Raw genomic sequence first — 16,833 nt, 5'->3', positions numbered from 1 at the left:
GTGCATCCATGCACCCGTTGGTCCGAACTTTTTTTGCTCAGTTCTTGAATGTCGAGTGTTTCGCGCCCTGATCGCAGAGGGCAAACACCACCACCAACAAGGCAGAAATCGCGAGGATCACCACCACGCCATCGGTGGAGTGGGTGGCCGAGGCCGCTACCATCGACAGCGCGCCCAGCGGTGCCAGGCCACCGGCAATGGCGGTGCCGATCTCCCGCCCGGTGCCAAAGCCCGATGAGCGCGTTTGCGTCGGGAACTGCCGGCTCAGGAACGAACCCTGGGGAGCGAACATCATCGGCGCGAGGATTCCGGTGCCCACCCCGATGGCGAGGTAAATCATCAGGCTTTCACCACTGTTGAGCAGGGCCAGGAACGGGTAGGCGAACAACAGCGAGCACAGCCCGCCGAGCATCAACACGGTCTTGCTGCTCCACTTGTCACACAGCCAGCCGAAGCAGGGCACGGCGACGATGGCCACCAGGCTGGCGATGGTCACCGACAGCGAGGTGACATGCACGTCCACGCCTTTGAATTGGGTCAGGTACGCCAGGGAGAAGGTCTTGAAGATGTAGCTCAGGGCGTTGTAGCCAATCGCGACAAAAAACACCACGGCGAGGCCCTTGAGGTCATTCTTGAACAAGGCTTTGAGAGGCGATGGCTTGGCCTTGGCTTTTTCTGTGCTCAGCGCTTCGAACTGTGGGGTCTCCGGAATGCTGTTGCGCACCCACAGGCCGACGCCTACCAGCACGATGCTGCAGATAAACGGAATGCGCCAGCCGCCGGCCAGCAGGAACTCGTTGCCGTTGATGGTCAGCAGGTAAATAGTCAGTGAGGACAGCAACAGGCCCAGGTTCAGGCCCAGTGCCGGCCAGGCGCCCTGGCTGCCACGCTTGCCTTGGGAGGCATGCTCGTAGGAGGTGACTGCCGCGCCCGACAACTCGGCACCTGCGCCCAGGCCCTGGATGATGCGGATAAACACCAGCAGGATCGGGGCCCAGATGCCGATGGAGGCGTAGCTGGGGATCAAGCCGATCAAGGTGGTGCACACGCCCATCAGGCAGAAGGTCAGCACCAGCACTTGCTTGCGCCCGAACTTGTCGCCCAGGTAGCCAAACAGGATGCCGCCGAAGGGGCGGGCGATAAAGCCGATGGCAAAGGTCGAAAAGGCCATCAGCGTGGCGGTCTTCGGGTCGCTGTTATCGAAGAAGATCTTCGAAAACACAATCGCCGCCATGGTGGCGTACAGGTAAAAGTCATACCACTCCAGCATCGAGCCGAAGATGGTGGCGGCGGCTACTTTGCGTAGGCGCTTGCGGGTTTGTTCGGGCGTTTCGGTACCGGGAATGGAGGCGGATGCCGACATGCTGGACTTCCTTCTGGGTCTTTGTAGTTATTGTTGGGTGAGCGGGCGGTGCGGTCTTACTGGGGGTGGAACAGGCGGTCGGCGATCATCGCGCCGATGGGCATGGCTGAGGTGGCGGCCGGTGAGGGCGCATTGCACACATGCAGCATTCGTGAGGTTTGGGCGAACAGAAAGTCGTGCACCAGGCTGCCGTCGCGCATTACCGCCTGGGCACGGATGCCGGCCTCGTAGGGCAGCAGGTCATCGAGCGTCAGGGACGGGCAGTACTTGCGGCACTGCTCCAGGTAGCCGGACTTGAACAACGAGTTCTTCATCTCGGTGGTGCCGGAACCGAGGTTTTGCCACAGGGTTTTCCAGAAACCCGGGAAGCTGGCGTACTGCGCCACGTCGCGCCAGTTCACCGAAAACTTGCGGTAGTTCTCGCGGCCCAGGCCCAGCACGGCATTCGGGCCGACGGTGACGCTGCCGTCGATCATGCGGGTCAGGTGCACGCCGAGGAAGGGCAGCTCCGGGTCAGGGATCGGGTAGATCAGATGGTTGACGATGTTGTTCTTGGCGGCGGGCAGGCGGAAGTACTCGCCCCGAAACGGGATGATCTGATGGTCGATGCGGATGCCGGCTAGCCGGGCCAGGCGGTCGGACTGCAAGCCGGCACACACCACCAGGTGGCGGGCCTGCCAGGTCTCGCCCTCGGTGTTGACGGTGACCGTGTCGGTATTTTCTTGGATGGCGGTGACGGTGCGCTCCAGGCAGATCTGCCCACCGCTGCGACGAATCACCTGGGCCATGGTCTCGCACACCTGGCGGTAATCGACAATCCCGGTGGCATCGAGAAACAAGCCGCCGAGGCCGACGATGTTCGGTTCGCGCTGGCGCAGTTGTTCGGCATTCAAGCGCTCGACCTGCATGCCATTGAGCTGGGCACGGGCGTACAGCGCTTCCATGCGTTGCATTTCAAGCGGGCTTGAGGCCACCAGCAGCTTGCCGCACACCTCGAATTTGATCCCGTGTTCGCGGCAGAACTGCTTGGTGGCTTCGGCGCCGCGCTTGCACAAGTCGGCCTTGAGGCTGCCGGGTGCATAGTAGATGCCGGCATGGATCACGCCGCTGTTGTGGCCGGTCTGGTGCTTGGCCAGCACCGACTCTTTTTCCAGGATCACCAGCGACGCGCCAGGTTGGCGCTTGAGCAGCTCCATGGCGGTGGCCAGGCCGACGATGCCGCCGCCGATAATGCAAAAGTCATGAATCATTGCAGAAGTACCTAGGTTGTACATTTCAGTCTGCTTATCAGGTTGTCAGACTAATGTTTTTGTTAAAAAAATGGCGTGTCCGCGGACACGCTGCAAACAAGGTGGATCAGTTCGTGGTCGGTAATTCCAGTTGCAGGCGTCGCGCTGCGGCACGCAGGTGCGCCTCGGCACTGGCGGCGGCGCGTTGGGCGTCGCCGTCGGCAATGGCCTGGTAGAGCTGTTGATGTTCCTGGGTGGCATCGGCCGAACCGGTGGCAAAGCGCGACGCCGAGTTCTCCCACGCGGTTTTACGCGCACTGGCCAACTGGCTCCTGAGGAAGTCATGGAAGGCCACGAAGTAGTCATTCTTGCTGGCGTCGGCAATGGCACGGTGGAATTCCACATCGGCCAGGGCTGCGGCTTCAAAGTCGTCGCGGTTGTCCTGCATGGCCTGCAACGCGCTTTTCATGCGCTGCAGGTCGGCGCTGTCGCGGCGCTGGGCAGCAATCGAAGCGGCCTGGGTTTCGATCCACAGGCGCACTTCGAACATCTGCGCCAGGTCAGGTCGTCGCCCGTTGGGCTGCGGAAACCGAAACACCGTGCCCGCAGGGGTCTGCGAAATAAACGAGCCCAGGCCACGGCGGGCGGTGAGCACACCGTCGGCCTTGAGCTGGGCAATGGCTTCACGCACCACGGAACGGCTGACGTTGAGTTGTTCGGCCAGTTGCTGTTCGGTCGGCAGGCGCGACTCCGGGGCCAGTTGGCCGGATTCGATTTCTGCGCGAATGGCGCTGACAACCCGTACGACAAGCGAATCGGGGCGCTGGAGCTCAAGCATGGGAAAACCTTGGTGATCAGGTTGTCAGACAATAGTCGTTACGATTTTAGCTTGTCAATATTTGTCTGCTTCGCGCTGGCCAGGGAATGCCCACGTCTCCAGGCGATCAGCACCGCCAGTAACAGCAAACCTACCGCCATGGCGAAGGTGGCGTGCAGGCCGGCTGCCACCGCCTGGGGCGCGGCGAGGCTGACATCCGGGGTGGCGCGGGCGAACACCGCGCCGAGGGCCGAGGCGCCGAAAATCAGGCCCAGGTTCCGTGACAGATTCAGCAGGCCGGACACTGTGCCTCGGCGTGTCGCCTGTATATCGCTCATCACCGCCGTGTTGTTGGCCGCCTGGAACAGGCTGTAGCCGGCCGTCAACACGATCAGGCCCGCGAGATAAACGCCAAGCCCGGACGCCTGCGATAGCAACAGGGCCCCGCACAGCATCACGCTTAGCCCCACGAGGGTCAGGCGTTGGCTGCCAAGGTGATCGGTCAGGTAACCCGCCGGTACACCGGTCACCGCCGCGACCGTTGGCCCGACGGCCATGGCCAAGCCCATCCAGGCGGGATCGAGGCCCAGGCCACGTGACAGGTAGAACGGCCCCACCACGAACGTGGCCATGATCACCGCCGACACCAGGGCACTCATGGCCAGGCCGGCGCGCAACGGCGCATCGCGCAGGGGCGCCCAGAGTGTATCGCCTGGCCAAACGTCGCGGCGGTGAGCATCTACCGGCAAATAACGGTAGGCGAAGGCGGCAGCCACACCCGCCAAGGGCAGGCCGATCAGAAACAGCGCGCGCCAGCTCCACAGGCTGAGCAATACTCCGCCGACACTCGGCCCCATGGCCGTGCCGAGTGCCGACAGGGTGCCCAGCAGGCCCATGACTCGGCCGGTATTCTCTTTCGTGACAGTGTCACCCACCATGCCCAGGGTCATCGCCATCATGATCGCCGCGCCCAGGCCCTGGAATGCCCGTGCGCCGATCAGCCAGGGCAGGGTTGGCGCGGCGGCACACCCGGCGCAGGCCAGGGCAAACACCAGCAACCCGGCCAGCAGCAAGCGCCGGCGCCCCAGACGGTCGCCCAGGCGCCCGGCGCTGACAATCACGGCGGTGATGGCCAGCAGGTAGGCGAGCACCACCCACTGCACGGCCTGAAACGAGGCACCGAAGGCGTGCGCCAGGCTGGGCAGGCCGACATTGGCGATGCTGGTGCCCAGGGCGGCCAGCAACATGGACAGCGACAAGGCGACCAGGCCGCCGCGTGTGGAGGTTTGCATGCGCGTTTCCTTGAGTGAATGCACCTGTCACAAATCTACGGCGTCGCCTAACATGGCGGAAGACGCATGGCTTGCAGGTTATAGCTGCACCCAACGCCTGATCAGGAGCCCGCATGCCCGACCTCAATTTACTCATCACCCTCGACGTGTTGCTTGCCGAAGGCAGCGTCGCTCGCGCCGCCCAGCGCCTGCGCCTGAGCCCTTCGGCCATGAGCCGGGCCCTGGCGCGTTTGCGTGCGGCCACTGGCGATCCGCTGCTGGTACGTGCCGGGCGCGGCCTGGTGCCGACGCCCCGGGCGTTGCAATTGCGCGAACAGGTTAGCCAACTGGTGCAGGACGCCCATGCGGTATTGCGCCCGGCGCACACCCTGGACTTGGGTGAGGTGGTGCGTACCTTCACCCTGCGCACCAGTGAGGAGTTCGTCGAACGCTTCGGCCCTGCATTGCTCGCGCGTATCGCCCAGGAGGCTCCAGGGGTGCGCTTGCGTTTCGTGCACAAGAGCGACAAGCACAGTGCGCTGCTGCGCGACGGTGGCGTCGACCTGGAAACCGGTGTGGTCGATGTCGGCGCCAGCCCGGAGGTGCTGACCCAGGCGCTGTTCCGTGATCGCCTGGTGGGCGTGGTGCGCGAGGGCCATGCTCTGAGCCGCGGCCCCTTGAGCGCAGCGCGTTTCGCCCAGGGACAACATGTCTACGTGTCGCGGCGCGGCCAGGACCGTGGCCAGATCGATGAGGCCCTTGAGGCGCAAGGTCTGGTTCGGCAGGTCAGCATCGTGGTCGCCGGTTTCAACACGGCCATCGCCCTGGCGCGTGATACCGACCTGATCGCCAGCGTGCCTGAGCGCTATATCACAGTGCCGCCTCGAGGCTTGTATTGCTTTGAGCTACCGGTGACATTGCCGCCATTTACCGTGGCGATGCTGTGGCACCCGCGACAGGACGCCGACCTGGCCCATCGCTGGCTGCGCGCGTGTTTGCGCGAGGTGTGCGGGCCATGAGCGGCGCGCAACAGGTACAATCGCCGCTGCCTTGACGCGAAACCCCAGGAATTTGCATGTTCAGCCTTACCCGCTACACCACGCCGTGCCCCGAACCGGTCAACAGCCAGATCCTGCAGATGGTGGTGGACAACCTCACCGATATCAGCAGCGTAGCGCTGGCACCGAGCAACCTGCTCTACAACATCTACCAGTACGCCATCGGGTTTGAGGTACACCTGTACCTTGAGGCGTTGAATGGCGAAAAGGGCATCGCCGTCGAGTTGGTCGTGGCGATGGAAGACGAGACGGTGGTGGGCTTTTGCCTGTACCTGCCGGTGAAGGATGACCCGAACGCGTGTGGCATCGCGTTTATGGCGGTGCAGGCCGGCTTTCGTCGCCAGGGTGTGGCACGCAGCATGCTGGACGAGGTGTTGGCGCGTTATCCCCACGCCGAACTGGCCTGTGCGGTAGAGAAGGTTGCGGTGTTCGAAGCCATGGGTTTCCAGGTACGCGATGCGCGTGGCACCCAGGTCGTGATGAACACCCGCAACTACGGCACCGATGGGCTGATGGGCGTGTTGGATGTGGCTTCAATCTACAGCTCGCTGGAAGTGCGGCAGATCCACACCTACCTGCTGCAAAAACACGGCAAGCGCGCCATGGTCGATGCGGAGAAACAGCGTGATCGGCACCTGGACCAGTTGACGCGCAAGGCGCAACTGTTCGTCCAGGGCCGTCTGCCTACGGCCTGACGCGCTTGACCATCCCGAGGATAGTCTCCAGCAGTTCCTGCTGAGCTTCCTCGCGGCTGATCTCGCCATTGGCCGCCGCATGGGACAGGGCTTCCGCCGCGCCGAGCATGGCGCGCAACCCGGCCTGGGAAATACTGCCGCCGTGGGTGAAGGGCGACAGCGCGTCTCTGCACTTATCGAGGAAGATCGCCTCGTATTCGCGCTTGGACGCTTCCAACTCCGGTGAACCGCTCAAGGCGGCAATCACCCCGGGGATTTCCCGACCTTGCAACAACACACAATCGACATACGACGACGCGATAACCCACGCGCGGTCCTCAAGCGTCGCCTTGCTGGTGGCGATGGCATCGGCAAACACCTGGTCCTGGCGCTCGTCGAAGTCTGCATACAGCGCGGCCAGCAACCCCGCGCGTGTAGCGAAGTGGTCGTACACCACTGGTTTGGTGACGCCCGCCAGCTCGGCCAGGCGGCCCAGGGTCAGGGCGTCGGTGCCTTCGTCACGCACCAATTGCCAGGCGACGTCGAGTAACTGGCGCAGGCGATCTTCACGGGACAAACGACGACGGGGGGCAGGGGATTCATTGCTTGACATGCTTATATACCAAAAGTAACTTATTCTACGTAACTTACTAAAAGTAGATTAAGCCGAAACGGAGTCAAAGTCATGCACGCACTGATCGTTGTTGCCCATCACGACCCGCAATCCCTCACCCATAGCGTGGCCGCCGAGGTGGGCGCGGGCTTGAGCGCCTCTGGCCACACCTTTGAAATAGCCGACCTTGCCGCTGAAGGGTTCGACCCACGCTACAGCGCGGCCGACCATCGGGTGCACCGTACTCGGGCGACGCCGCCAGCCGACGTGGTGGCCGAGCAGGCCCGCATCGATCGCGCCGACGCGCTGGTGCTGGCATTCCCCATCTACTGGTGGTCAATGCCGGCATTGCTCAAGGGTTGGGTCGACCGCGTATTCGTCAATGGCTGGGCGATTGATTACGGCCCCGATACACCGGTGCAGAAGAAACTAAGGCATTTGCAGGTGCATCTGCTGGCCCTGGGTGGGGCTGATGACAGTGCCTTTGAGCGACACGGTTATGCCAAGGCCATGAATACCCAGATCGACTACGGCATCTTTGATTATTGCGGGGCGCGGGTACTTACCTCGCAGTTGTTGCTGGACTCGGAAAACGGCACGGCCCAGGCGCATTTGCACAAGGCCCGGGCGGTGGGGCAGGGGTTGTTTGAGCGTGAGGCCGTCGCGGGATAATTCAAGCGTCGCGAAACAGGTCGTGGGCGTCCAGCAAGCGGTAGGCAATCTCTGGTTTTTTCTCCAGGCCGCGGCGAATGGAGGCGGGGATCGACTGGCGAGTCTTGCGGCACATGCCCGGCAGTTCGTCGATGACGATCTGGATCCCGCGCATGCTTTTGACCTCGGTATGCCCGGGCGCGATGTGGACGCGGATGCCGAGTTGGTCGTACATCCGCTGTTGCAAGTGTTCGAGGTCTTGCAGGCTCTTGAGGTTCTCCAGGCGCGCCAGCAGGATTTTTTCCTGCTGGCGCGTCAGTTGCAGAATGCGCAGATCAGCGCCGGGAGCTTCCAGCAGTTGTTCACGGTTGCAGACACAGGCGCCGGGTGGGCAGGGTTGGCGAAGGGTCATTGACGCTCCCGGCAAGGTTCAGTTGTAGGAGCGAGCTTGCTCGCCCCTACAGGTTTGTGTGTCAGTAGCTCAAGTGAACGCCCAGGCTGGCCAGCGCTTTCCAGTAGTCAGGGTAGGTCTTGGCTACGCAGTCCGGGTCTTGGATGCGAATGCCCGAGACTTTCAGCCCGGCCAGGGCAAAGCACATGGCGATGCGATGGTCGGCGTGGGTGTCGATCAGTGCGGTGCAGGCGGTGCCAGCCAAAGCGGGGTCGCTGGCAACCAGCAAGTCATCACCCTCGATGGTCGCCAGGCCCGGGCGAATTTCGTTGAGGCCATCGTGCAGCGCCTGCACGCGGTCACATTCCTTGACGCGCAGGTTCGCCAGTTCAGTGAAGCGCACCGGGGTGTTGTTGAACGCGGCGAGCACCGCCAGGGTCGGGATCGCATCCTGCATTTGTGAACCCACCACCGTGGCCTGCATGTTCGGGAATTGCGCGATCACGGCCTGGGCCTTGGCGTCGGGCTGGGTGAAGTCCTGTGGGGCTACACCAATATCGATACGGCCACCGGTCAGTACTTCTGCGGCCCACAGGTAAGTGGCGGCGGAAGCGTCGGGTTCGATCAGGTAGTCATGGGCGGTATAGCCGGTGGGGGCCACGCGCCAGGTGGTGTCGTCCACGGCGTCGACCTGGGCCCCGAACGCACGCATGCAATCGAGGGTCAGGTCCACGTAGCCACGGGCGCCAATGTCCTTGCCGGTCAGCGCCACTTCAATCGGCGCTTCGCCGCACGCCGCCAGCATCAGCAGGGCCGATACGTACTGGCTGGACAAACCTGCGTCAATCTCAAAACGCCTGGCCTGGACCTTGCCCGCGCCGTGCACGGTTACCGGTGGGCAACCGGTGGGGCTGTCGACCTGGATGCCGTTCTGGCCCAGGGTGGCCAGCAGCGGGCCGATGGGGCGTTTTTGCATGTACTCGTCACCGTCCAGTACCACAGTGCCTTGCACGGTGGCGACGGCAGCCGTGAGAAAGCGCATGGCGGTGCCGGCGTTGCCGAGGAACAACGGCTGGGCCGGCAATTGCAGCGAGCCTTGGCTGGTGACGACAAAGGTGGTGTCGTCCGGCTCGTCGATGGTGACGCCCATCTGCCGCAGGGCGACCGACATGTGGCGCGTGTCATCACTTTTGAGCGCACCGCTCAAACGGCTGGTGCCCTTGGCCAGTGCCGCCAGCAACAGCGCACGGTTGGTAATGGATTTGGAGCCGGGGGGCGCGACCTTGCCAGTGAGGGGGAAGTTGGGCGGTGTAACGGTCACGGTTTTCTGCGAACTCAAGGTACAAGGCTCCTGGTCAAGGCAAGGTGGCGTGGAGTGGCCGACGTGCGGACCCGAATCATCAGGCAAACACGCCATGCTTGTCGAGTGAGTGGGTGATCTGCGTGATTTATTGGCATGCGCTCCTACTGCCTTAACGCTGGCTCAACCAGTAGTCATGCAGCGCCCGTGCAGCCGGTTCGATTTCGCTGACCTGCAGTTGATGGGCGTTTATATCCAGATCCGCCGGCAGTTCGAAATTGTCCTGTTCGGCGCAGCAGGAAATCCGCTCCAGTTGCCCGGCTTGTACAGCGGGCAATGGCGGCCAGTTGGCGATTGTCACGCCGCGCACATAACCAAAGCACCATTCCTCGGCAAGGGTCACCGCCTGGCCTTGATGTTCGGTTTCATCGAAACGGGCTTTGAATGCCTGGGAGTCAGTGGCCAATTGCGCGGCCAGGGTATTCATATGGCGTACACACAGCTCGAGAAAAGCCTGGGCCTCGTCCATGTTGTCCCATTCAGGGTTTTGCCCGCCCCAGATCGCCGGGAACCACTCGGACACATCCACCTTGGCCGGGCTGGAAACCAGGGCGGTGAAATAACCGTCGAGTTCGGCCATGTTCAGCACCGAGTGGTCTTCGCCGTATTTGAGCAAGGTGGCGTCAATGAATTCGAAATCGGCGGGAGCGAGAGGTTGGGCGTGCATGGCATATCCTTAAAACGTCGAGCGCCGCGCACAGCGCGGCTTAAAGCACAAAGGATGGCCTGTGCATCGGGTTTTATCCAGCGTCTTTTCCTTCACCGTGGCCAGTCCCGTTTTTGGCCGATGCGCCGTGGCGCACCCTTGATATAGTCTGGCCTTTCTCAATCGCCAGTCAGGGATCACTGCCATGTCCGAATACCAAGCCTTCGTTGTCGAACTCAGTGGCAACGTTGCCCATGTGCAGATCAATCGCCCGGAAAAGATCAACGCCATGAACGCGGCGTTCTGGACCGAAATCATCGACATCTTCCAATGGGTCGACGAGACCGACGCCGTGCGTGCCGTGGTGCTCAGCGGGGCGGGCAAGCACTTTTCCTCGGGCATCGACCTGATGATGCTGGCCTCGATCGCCAATGATTTTGGCAAGGACGTGGGTCGCAATGCGCGCCTGCTGCGCCGCAAGATTCTCGAGCTGCAAGCTTCGTTCAACGCCGTGGACACTTGCCGCAAGCCCGTGCTGGCGGCGATCCAGGGCTACTGCATTGGCGGTGCCATCGACCTGATCAGCGCGTGCGACATGCGCTATGCGGCCGAGGACGCGCAATTCTCGATCAAGGAAATCGACATCGGCATGGCCGCTGACGTCGGCACCTTGCAACGCCTGCCGCGCATTATCGGCGATGGCATGCTGCGTGAACTGGCCTATACCGGTCGTCAATTTGGCGCTGAAGAAGCGCGCAGCATCGGCCTGGTCAATCGCGTGTTTGCCGATCAGCAAAGCCTGCTGGCGGGTGTCATGGACCTGGCCCAGCAAATCGCCGCCAAGTCGCCGATTGCCGTGACTGGCACCAAGGCCATGATCAGCTACATGCGTGACCACACAGTCAATGACGGCCTGGAATACGTTGCCACCTGGAACTCGGCTATGTTGCAATCCAACGACCTGCGCGTGGCCATCGCGGCCCATATGAGTAAGCAGAAACCCGAATTCGTGGATTGACTGACATGACCCCAGGCTGGATTACCACAACGCTGCTGGACAACGACGCCCCCGGCGGCTGGGCCGTCGCCCGCAGCCGCGAAGGCTTTTTACACGATACCAACGGCCCGCTGTTCCCGCGCGAATGGCTCAAGCGCCAGGACCTGTCGGTGTTTGCCGAACACGGCATCGGCCACCTCGATGGCGAGCCGGTGTACCTGTTGGAACTCAACGCGTCGGCAGAGGTGCCAGGGTGCAGTTGGCAAGGCTTGCGCGGCTTTATGCTGCAAGGTGATCACACCCTGTACAAGGTGCTGGGCTACGCCGCGCAGATCGGCACCTGGGCGCGGGAGCACCGTTTTTGTGGCAGTTGCGGCCAGGCGATGGTACAGGTGCCGCGGGAGCGGGCGATGTATTGCCAGGCCTGCGACCTGCGCAGCTATCCACGCATCTCGCCAAGCATGATCGTGCTGGTGACTCGTGGCGATGACATCCTGCTGGCGCGCTCGCCGCGTTTCGTCACGGGGGTCTACAGCACCCTGGCCGGTTTTGCCGAGCCGGGTGAGTCCGCCGAAGACTGCCTGATCCGTGAAGTGCGCGAAGAGGTGCAGTTGGAGGTCAAGAACATCCAGTACATGGGCAGCCAATGCTGGCCGTTCCCTCACTCGATGATGCTGGGCTTTCACGCCGAATACGCCGGTGGCGATATCGTGCCCCAGGCCGACGAGATCGAGGACGCGCAGTGGTTCAATATCCACGAGCTGCCGCCGTTGCCGGCGTCACGCTCGATTGCGCGTTACCTGATCGACCTCTACGTGGCCCGCCGCCTAGGCCACGCTGAACCAGTGCTGCCAGGCTAGGCGCACGGTCAGGCCCAGCACCACGGTGATAAACACTGGGCGGATGAATTTGGCGCCGCCGCTGATCGCGCTGCGTGCGCCAAAGAACGCGCCACACATCACCGACACACCCATCGCCAGTCCGACGATCCAGTCCACCGACCCATTGATGATGAACACCGTCAGCGCCGCGGCGTTGCTGACGAAGTTCATGCTGCGCGCCACGCCGCTGGCCTTCACCAGATCGATGGGGTGCAGCAGCATCGTGCTGACCGTCCAGAACGCCCCCGTGCCGGGCCCGGCCACGCCATCGTAAAAGCCCAGGCCAAAGCCCTGGGTGGCTTGCCATTTCTTTTTGATCGGTGCCTCGGCATCCAGTGGCGCCTTGGGCGTGCCCCCGAACAGCAGGTACACACCGCAGGCGAAGACGATCACCGGGAGCATCTTGTTCAGGGTTTCGGCAGGCAAGTAATGAGCGACGACCGCGCCGGTCAGTGCACCGATCAAGGTACCGACAATGGCGTGCACCCATTGGCGTGGGTGGAACAGCTTGCGGCGGTAGAAGGTAAAACTGGCGGTGGCCGAGCCGAAGGTGGAGCTGAGCTTGTTGGTGCCCAGCACCAGATGCGGCGGCATACCGGCGGTGAGCAGGGCCGGGGTGGTCAACAAACCGCCACCGCCGGCGATGGCGTCGATAAAACCGGCGATAAAAGCGACAACGGCCAGGATGGCCAGGGTGGTGAGGTCTACGCTGAGTTCGAAGGGCATGGGCAGGGCTTATTGTTGGAGGGCCGCAGAAGGCCAGCATCTTACTGCGATGTGACTCAAATGTGGGAGGTGGCAAGCCTCTCCCACATCTTTTACCGGGCCCGCCTGGTTATTTGTGCGCGCCCAGCCATTCCACGGCCGTGCGCCAGATGCAGATACCCAGGAAGTACGCCGACATCAGCGACCACAAGCCAAATGTCCAAGGGTTGGTATTCGGGTAATCCACCACCATCAGGAAGCTGCACAGCAGCCAGATAGTGGTCACCGCGATGTTGATCGGCATGAAACGCTTGACCCGGAACGGGTGCAGGAACTTCATCGGCGTCACGGTCAACAGCGCCAGGCCGATCACGGTCAGCAAGGTGACCCAGGCATCCGGCTGGATGATATAGACGCACAGGGCAACGACGTTCCAGGCGGCAGGGAAGCCGACGAAGTAGTTGTCCTTGCTCTTCATGTTCACATTGCAAAAGCAGAACAGCGACGACACCAGGATCACCGACACCGCAAACAGGTGGGTGAACTCGGGCAGGTCGATGTAGCGGTAGATAAACAGGGCAGGAATGAACACGTAGGTGAGGTAGTCGATCACCAGGTCGAGCACCGAGCCGTCAAAGCTGGGCAGCACCGTGCTGACATTCACCCGTCGCGCCAGCGAGCCGTCGACGCCATCCACCACCAGTGCCAGGCCCAGCCACAGCAGGCAAGCCTTGGGGGAGTTTTCCAGCAGCGCCAGGGTGGCCAAAAAGGCCAGTACCACACCGGTGGCGGTAAAGCCGTGGGCGCCCCAGGCTTTGAGTCTGGCTACATGCAGGGTCGATATCACGGGCGGTTCTCCAAAAGGTCAAACGGGGCAGCCGACGACGTAGCGCCGTCGAGTCTGGCCAGGGAATGCAGGTATCGACCGGGAAGGGGAGGATAAGGTTCACCGCCCGGCGTATCCGTTAGCGTAGCAAGCGTAGGATGTTTCGGCATCAGCCCTGACGGAACACCAGTGCCTTTAGTCCACTCTGCGGATCAATGTCAGGAAATTCCGGTGGGTTTTCCAGCCGCTGTACAAACCGCAGGCCCGGTGCTTCGCGGGTCACGCCGTCGATCAGGAAATCTTCGCCGAAGGCCGGATCGTTCATGCATGCCAGTACGGTGCCGTGGGCACTGAGCAAGTCCGGCAGGCGGCGCAGCACGCGCTGGTAATCCTTGGTCAGCAGGAAACTGCCTTTCTGGAAGGAGGGCGGGTCGATGATCACCAGGTCATAAGGACCGTTGTTCGTCACCTTGGCCCAGGACTTGAACAGGTCGTGGCCCAGGAAACTCACCCGGCTCAGGTCGTGCCCATTCAAACGATGGTTGTCGCGGCCACGGCTGAGGGCACCACGGGCCATATCCAGGTTCACCACATGGTCGGCGCCGCCTTCGATGGCGGCCACGGAAAAACCGCAGGTATAGGCAAACAAATTCAGCACGCGCTGGCCCTGGGCCTGTTCGCGCACCCAGTTGCGCCCGTAACGCATGTCCAGGAACAACCCACTGTTCTGTTTTTTACCCAGGTCGATCAGGTAGCGCAGGCCGCCCTCGGTGATGGTCAGTTCGTCGATGGCGTCGCCCACCAGCCATTCGGTGGTGCTTTGCGGCAGGTAGCGGTGTTGCAGGGCCACGGTGTGCACGCCGAAACGGCTCCACTCGATCTGCAACAGCGTGTGCTTCAGGGCATCCAGGTGCTCGGTTTCTTTGAACAAAGCAACCAGCACCACCCCTTGCAGCCAGTCCACCGTCAGTTGTTCCAGGCCCGGCCAGCAACGGCCACGGCCATGGAACAGGCGCCGGGTTTCCGCGGGCGCGTCAGCCAGGGCAGTGAGCAAGTGGGCGTGCAGGGTAGAGAGTGCGTCTGGGTTCATCGTTAAGCGTCAGTCATCGGGCGGGCGGCATTTTAAACACAATTGTGTGGGAACTGGCTTGCCTGTGAAGGCGGCCTGACAGCCGACCCCTATCTACCTGAAGCCCCGGCATCCAACTGTGGGAGCTGGCTTGCCTGCGATGACGGCCTGATAGTCGACGCTTATCTACTTTGGATCGCGGAGCGTGAGTTGGATCATCGTCGGCTGTCAGGGCCGTTACGGGAGCAAGCTCCCTCGCCACAGGTCCAGCGCTTTACCGCGTTCCCGCAGTGTTTGCGATTTGGGTCAGCGCGTGGCAATCAGCGCCGGCCCGAATGACTCTTTCAAGAAAACAGGGGCGATATAGCGTTCGTAATGTGCCTCGGACAGCAAAAAGAACTCTCGATCTATCGCATCGCGCAAATCCGCCAGGTGGCGTTCGCGAAACTCCGGTAACAGCGTCAACCCATAGGCATCCAGCTTGGAAATCACCCGCGCTCCGCGCGCAATCAACTGGTATGCCCAGCAATACGGCGACTGGTGCGGCATAAAACGAATCTTGCGCGCTTCCAGCTGCTGTCGCAGGCAGTGCGGGTCGAACACTTCCAGCTTGCTGGCCATCACCTGCACCAGCAGTTGTTCCAGGCGCAGCCACACCGCCTGTTTTTCCTCGGCGTTATAGCCATTCCACTGGATCACCTCGTGGTGATAACGCTTGCAGCCCCGACAGACCAGGTCACCGTAGACGGTGGAACACAGCCCGACGCAGGGGGTTTTAATGGTGTGGTTGGGCATAAAGGCTTACTTGCAAAGTCTATGGATCACAATAGCCAATGTGGGAGCTGGCTTGCCCGCGATAGCTGTGTGTCAGTGGGTACATCCGTGACTGATACACCGCTATCGCGGGCAAGCCCGCTCCCACATTTTTTGGTTCGTGTTGATTAGTCCCAGCTCAACGCGCCGCCAGTCTGATACTCAATCACACGGGTCTCGAAGAAGTTTTTCTCTTTCTTCAAGTCCATGATCTCGCTCATCCACGGGAACGGGTTGGTGGTGCCTGGGTACTCTTCCTTCAAGCCGATCTGCGACAGGCGGCGGTTCGCGATGAACTTGAGGTAATCCTCCATCATCGCCGCGTTCATGCCCAGCACCCCACGCGGCATGGTGTCGCGAGCGTATTCGATCTCCAGCTGCGTACCCTGCAGAATCATCTGGGTCGCTTCTTCCTTCATCTCGGTATCCCACAGGTGTGGGTTTTCGATTTTGATCTGGTTGATCACGTCGATACCGAAGTTCAGGTGCATCGACTCATCGCGCAGGATGTACTGGAACTGCTCGGCCACGCCGGTCATTTTGTTGCGGCGGCCCATGGACAGGATCTGGGTGAAGCCGCAGTAGAAGAAGATGCCTTCCAGTACGCAGTAGTAGGCGACCAGGTTGCGCAGCAGTTCCTTGTCGGTGTCGACGGTGCCGGTTTCGAACTTCGGATCGGAGATCGAGCGGGTGTACTTCAGGCCCCAGGCGGCCTTTTTGGCCACCGATGGAATCTCGTGGTACATGTTGAAGATCTCGCCTTCATCCATGGCCAGCGATTCGATGCAGTACTGGTAGGCGTGGGTGTGGATCGCTTCTTCGAAGGCCTGGCGCAGGATGTACTGGCGGCACTCCGGGTTGGTGATCAGGCGGTACACGGCCAGCACCAGGTTGTTGGCTACCAGGGAGTCGGCGGTGGAGAAAAAGCCCAGGTTGCGCATGACGATGCGGCGCTCGTCGTCGGTCAGGCCTTCGGGGTTTTTCCACAGGGCGATGTCGGCGGTCATGTTGACCTCTTGCGGCATCCAGTGGTTGGCGCAGCCGTCGAGGTACTTCTGCCAGGCCCAGTCGTACTTGAATGGCACGAGTTGGTTGAGGTCGGCGCGGCAGTTGATCATGCGCTTTTCATCAACGGCGACGCGGGCGGAGGCACCTTCCAGCTCGGCGAGGCCTTCGGCGACGTCGAGTTTGTCCAGGGCGGCCTTGGCGCGCACGATGGCGGCGGAGTCGTTGGCGGTGACGGCGCGGGCTTCCACGGCGGCAGCGGCGCCGGCACCGTCGAGGCGGTCCATGTTGGCTTCGGTGGCGTGGCCGGCGTTGGCGCCTTTGATCACCGCTGCACCGGTGTCTTCGTTGTCGACTTCATCCCAACTCAGCATGGAAATACTCCTTCCTGGTACTCGAAAAATAAATGTTTTTGCAGGCTACAAGGCATTGAAATACTGCGCGTAGTGTGATCGGTAAAATAC

General features: G+C 61.9%; 18 protein-coding genes. 5 read left to right on the top strand and 13 right to left on the bottom strand.

The features are described from left to right. Nucleotides 1-37: 37 nt before the first annotated feature. The 4 genes from GH769_RS12155 to GH769_RS12140 all read right to left on the bottom strand — a co-directional run bounded on the left by GH769_RS12155 (nucleotide 38) and on the right by GH769_RS12140 (nucleotide 4,701). Nucleotides 38-1,363 carry an MFS transporter gene (locus GH769_RS12155; protein ID WP_014718679.1) on the bottom strand — a complete coding sequence of 442 codons (1,326 nt, stop codon included), beginning with the start codon at nucleotides 1,361-1,363 and terminating at the stop codon, nucleotides 38-40. Nucleotides 1,364-1,419: 56 nt separating this feature from the next. Further along, nucleotides 1,420-2,613, bottom strand: coding sequence for an L-2-hydroxyglutarate oxidase (lhgO, locus tag GH769_RS12150; protein WP_032901615.1), 1,194 nt, complete (start codon nucleotides 2,611-2,613; stop codon nucleotides 1,420-1,422). A gap of 106 nt (nucleotides 2,614-2,719) precedes the next feature. Next, nucleotides 2,720-3,430 (bottom strand): FadR/GntR family transcriptional regulator, encoded by a 711-nt coding sequence (locus tag GH769_RS12145; RefSeq protein WP_019816878.1) that lies wholly within the window; start codon nucleotides 3,428-3,430, stop codon nucleotides 2,720-2,722. A 38-nt stretch (nucleotides 3,431-3,468) separates the two neighbouring features. Beyond that, complete coding sequence (locus tag GH769_RS12140) at nucleotides 3,469-4,701, bottom strand: MFS transporter (RefSeq protein ID WP_032901614.1); 1,233 nt, start codon at nucleotides 4,699-4,701, stop codon at nucleotides 3,469-3,471. A gap of 113 nt (nucleotides 4,702-4,814) precedes the next feature. Between GH769_RS12140 and GH769_RS12135 the strand changes: the two genes are divergently transcribed. Both GH769_RS12135 and GH769_RS12130 read left to right on the top strand, forming a co-directional pair. After that, nucleotides 4,815-5,699: a LysR family transcriptional regulator gene (locus GH769_RS12135; RefSeq protein WP_019816880.1), complete on the top strand. Its 885-nt coding sequence runs from the start codon at nucleotides 4,815-4,817 to the stop codon at nucleotides 5,697-5,699. Between the two features lie 56 nt (nucleotides 5,700-5,755). Then, nucleotides 5,756-6,433 carry a GNAT family N-acetyltransferase gene (locus GH769_RS12130; RefSeq protein ID WP_032901613.1) on the top strand — a complete coding sequence of 226 codons (678 nt, stop codon included), beginning with the start codon at nucleotides 5,756-5,758 and terminating at the stop codon, nucleotides 6,431-6,433. Here GH769_RS12130 and GH769_RS12125 read toward each other — a convergent pair. Further along, on the bottom strand, nucleotides 6,423-7,025 hold the full coding sequence (locus GH769_RS12125; RefSeq protein WP_019816882.1) for a TetR/AcrR family transcriptional regulator: 603 nt from the start codon (nucleotides 7,023-7,025) through the stop codon (nucleotides 6,423-6,425). The genes GH769_RS12130 and GH769_RS12125 overlap by 11 nt on opposite strands. A gap of 72 nt (nucleotides 7,026-7,097) precedes the next feature. On the opposite strand from GH769_RS12125, the gene GH769_RS12120 reads away from it, so the two are divergent. Next, the gene (locus GH769_RS12120) at nucleotides 7,098-7,697 is read left to right on the top strand and encodes an NAD(P)H-dependent oxidoreductase (RefSeq protein ID WP_032901611.1); all 600 of its coding nucleotides are present in this window, start codon (nucleotides 7,098-7,100) and stop codon (nucleotides 7,695-7,697) included. Between the two features lies 1 nt (nucleotide 7,698). Here GH769_RS12120 and GH769_RS12115 read toward each other — a convergent pair whose 3' ends face one another. From GH769_RS12115 to GH769_RS12105, 3 genes are all read right to left on the bottom strand, one after another. Further along, entirely contained in the window at nucleotides 7,699-8,088 is a 390-nt protein-coding gene (locus GH769_RS12115) for a hypothetical protein (protein WP_020301139.1), read from the bottom strand. Nucleotides 8,089-8,149: 61 nt separating this feature from the next. Then, nucleotides 8,150-9,406, bottom strand: coding sequence for a 3-phosphoshikimate 1-carboxyvinyltransferase (locus GH769_RS12110; protein ID WP_019816885.1), 1,257 nt, complete (start codon nucleotides 9,404-9,406; stop codon nucleotides 8,150-8,152). Between the two features lie 133 nt (nucleotides 9,407-9,539). Next, nucleotides 9,540-10,094: a UPF0149 family protein gene (locus GH769_RS12105; RefSeq protein ID WP_032901608.1), complete on the bottom strand. Its 555-nt coding sequence runs from the start codon at nucleotides 10,092-10,094 to the stop codon at nucleotides 9,540-9,542. A gap of 184 nt (nucleotides 10,095-10,278) precedes the next feature. On the opposite strand from GH769_RS12105, the gene GH769_RS12100 reads away from it, so the two are divergent. Together GH769_RS12100 and nudC are read left to right on the top strand one after the other, a co-directional pair. Beyond that, nucleotides 10,279-11,091 (top strand): crotonase/enoyl-CoA hydratase family protein, encoded by an 813-nt coding sequence (locus GH769_RS12100; RefSeq protein WP_032901606.1) that lies wholly within the window; start codon nucleotides 10,279-10,281, stop codon nucleotides 11,089-11,091. Nucleotides 11,092-11,096: 5 nt separating this feature from the next. After that, entirely contained in the window at nucleotides 11,097-11,930 is an 834-nt protein-coding gene (gene nudC, locus GH769_RS12095) for an NAD(+) diphosphatase (protein WP_032901605.1), read from the top strand. Here the strand turns inward: nudC and GH769_RS12090 are convergent. The 5 genes from GH769_RS12090 to GH769_RS12070 all read right to left on the bottom strand — a co-directional run bounded on the left by GH769_RS12090 (nucleotide 11,898) and on the right by GH769_RS12070 (nucleotide 16,743). Beyond that, the gene (locus GH769_RS12090) at nucleotides 11,898-12,677 is read right to left on the bottom strand and encodes a TSUP family transporter (RefSeq protein WP_003191011.1); all 780 of its coding nucleotides are present in this window, start codon (nucleotides 12,675-12,677) and stop codon (nucleotides 11,898-11,900) included. The genes nudC and GH769_RS12090 overlap by 33 nt on opposite strands. Before the next feature lie 109 nt (nucleotides 12,678-12,786). After that, nucleotides 12,787-13,503, bottom strand: coding sequence for a phosphatidylcholine synthase (gene pcsA / locus GH769_RS12085; RefSeq protein ID WP_014718666.1), 717 nt, complete (start codon nucleotides 13,501-13,503; stop codon nucleotides 12,787-12,789). A gap of 148 nt (nucleotides 13,504-13,651) precedes the next feature. Beyond that, nucleotides 13,652-14,572, bottom strand: coding sequence for a class I SAM-dependent methyltransferase (locus GH769_RS12080; RefSeq protein WP_020301142.1), 921 nt, complete (start codon nucleotides 14,570-14,572; stop codon nucleotides 13,652-13,654). Between the two features lie 285 nt (nucleotides 14,573-14,857). Further along, nucleotides 14,858-15,346 carry a DUF1289 domain-containing protein gene (locus tag GH769_RS12075; RefSeq protein WP_014718664.1) on the bottom strand — a complete coding sequence of 163 codons (489 nt, stop codon included), beginning with the start codon at nucleotides 15,344-15,346 and terminating at the stop codon, nucleotides 14,858-14,860. A 146-nt stretch (nucleotides 15,347-15,492) separates the two neighbouring features. Continuing rightward, entirely contained in the window at nucleotides 15,493-16,743 is a 1,251-nt protein-coding gene (locus GH769_RS12070) for a ribonucleotide-diphosphate reductase subunit beta (RefSeq protein WP_108538341.1), read from the bottom strand. Between the last annotated feature and the right edge of the window lie 90 nt (nucleotides 16,744-16,833).

The organism is Pseudomonas sp. CFSAN084952, from assembly GCF_009648855.1.
Lineage (GTDB): Bacteria > Pseudomonadota > Gammaproteobacteria > Pseudomonadales > Pseudomonadaceae > Aquipseudomonas > Aquipseudomonas paracarnis.
The sequence above is the reverse complement of the archived record's forward strand: the minus strand, read 5'-3'. Positions and strand labels throughout refer to the sequence as shown.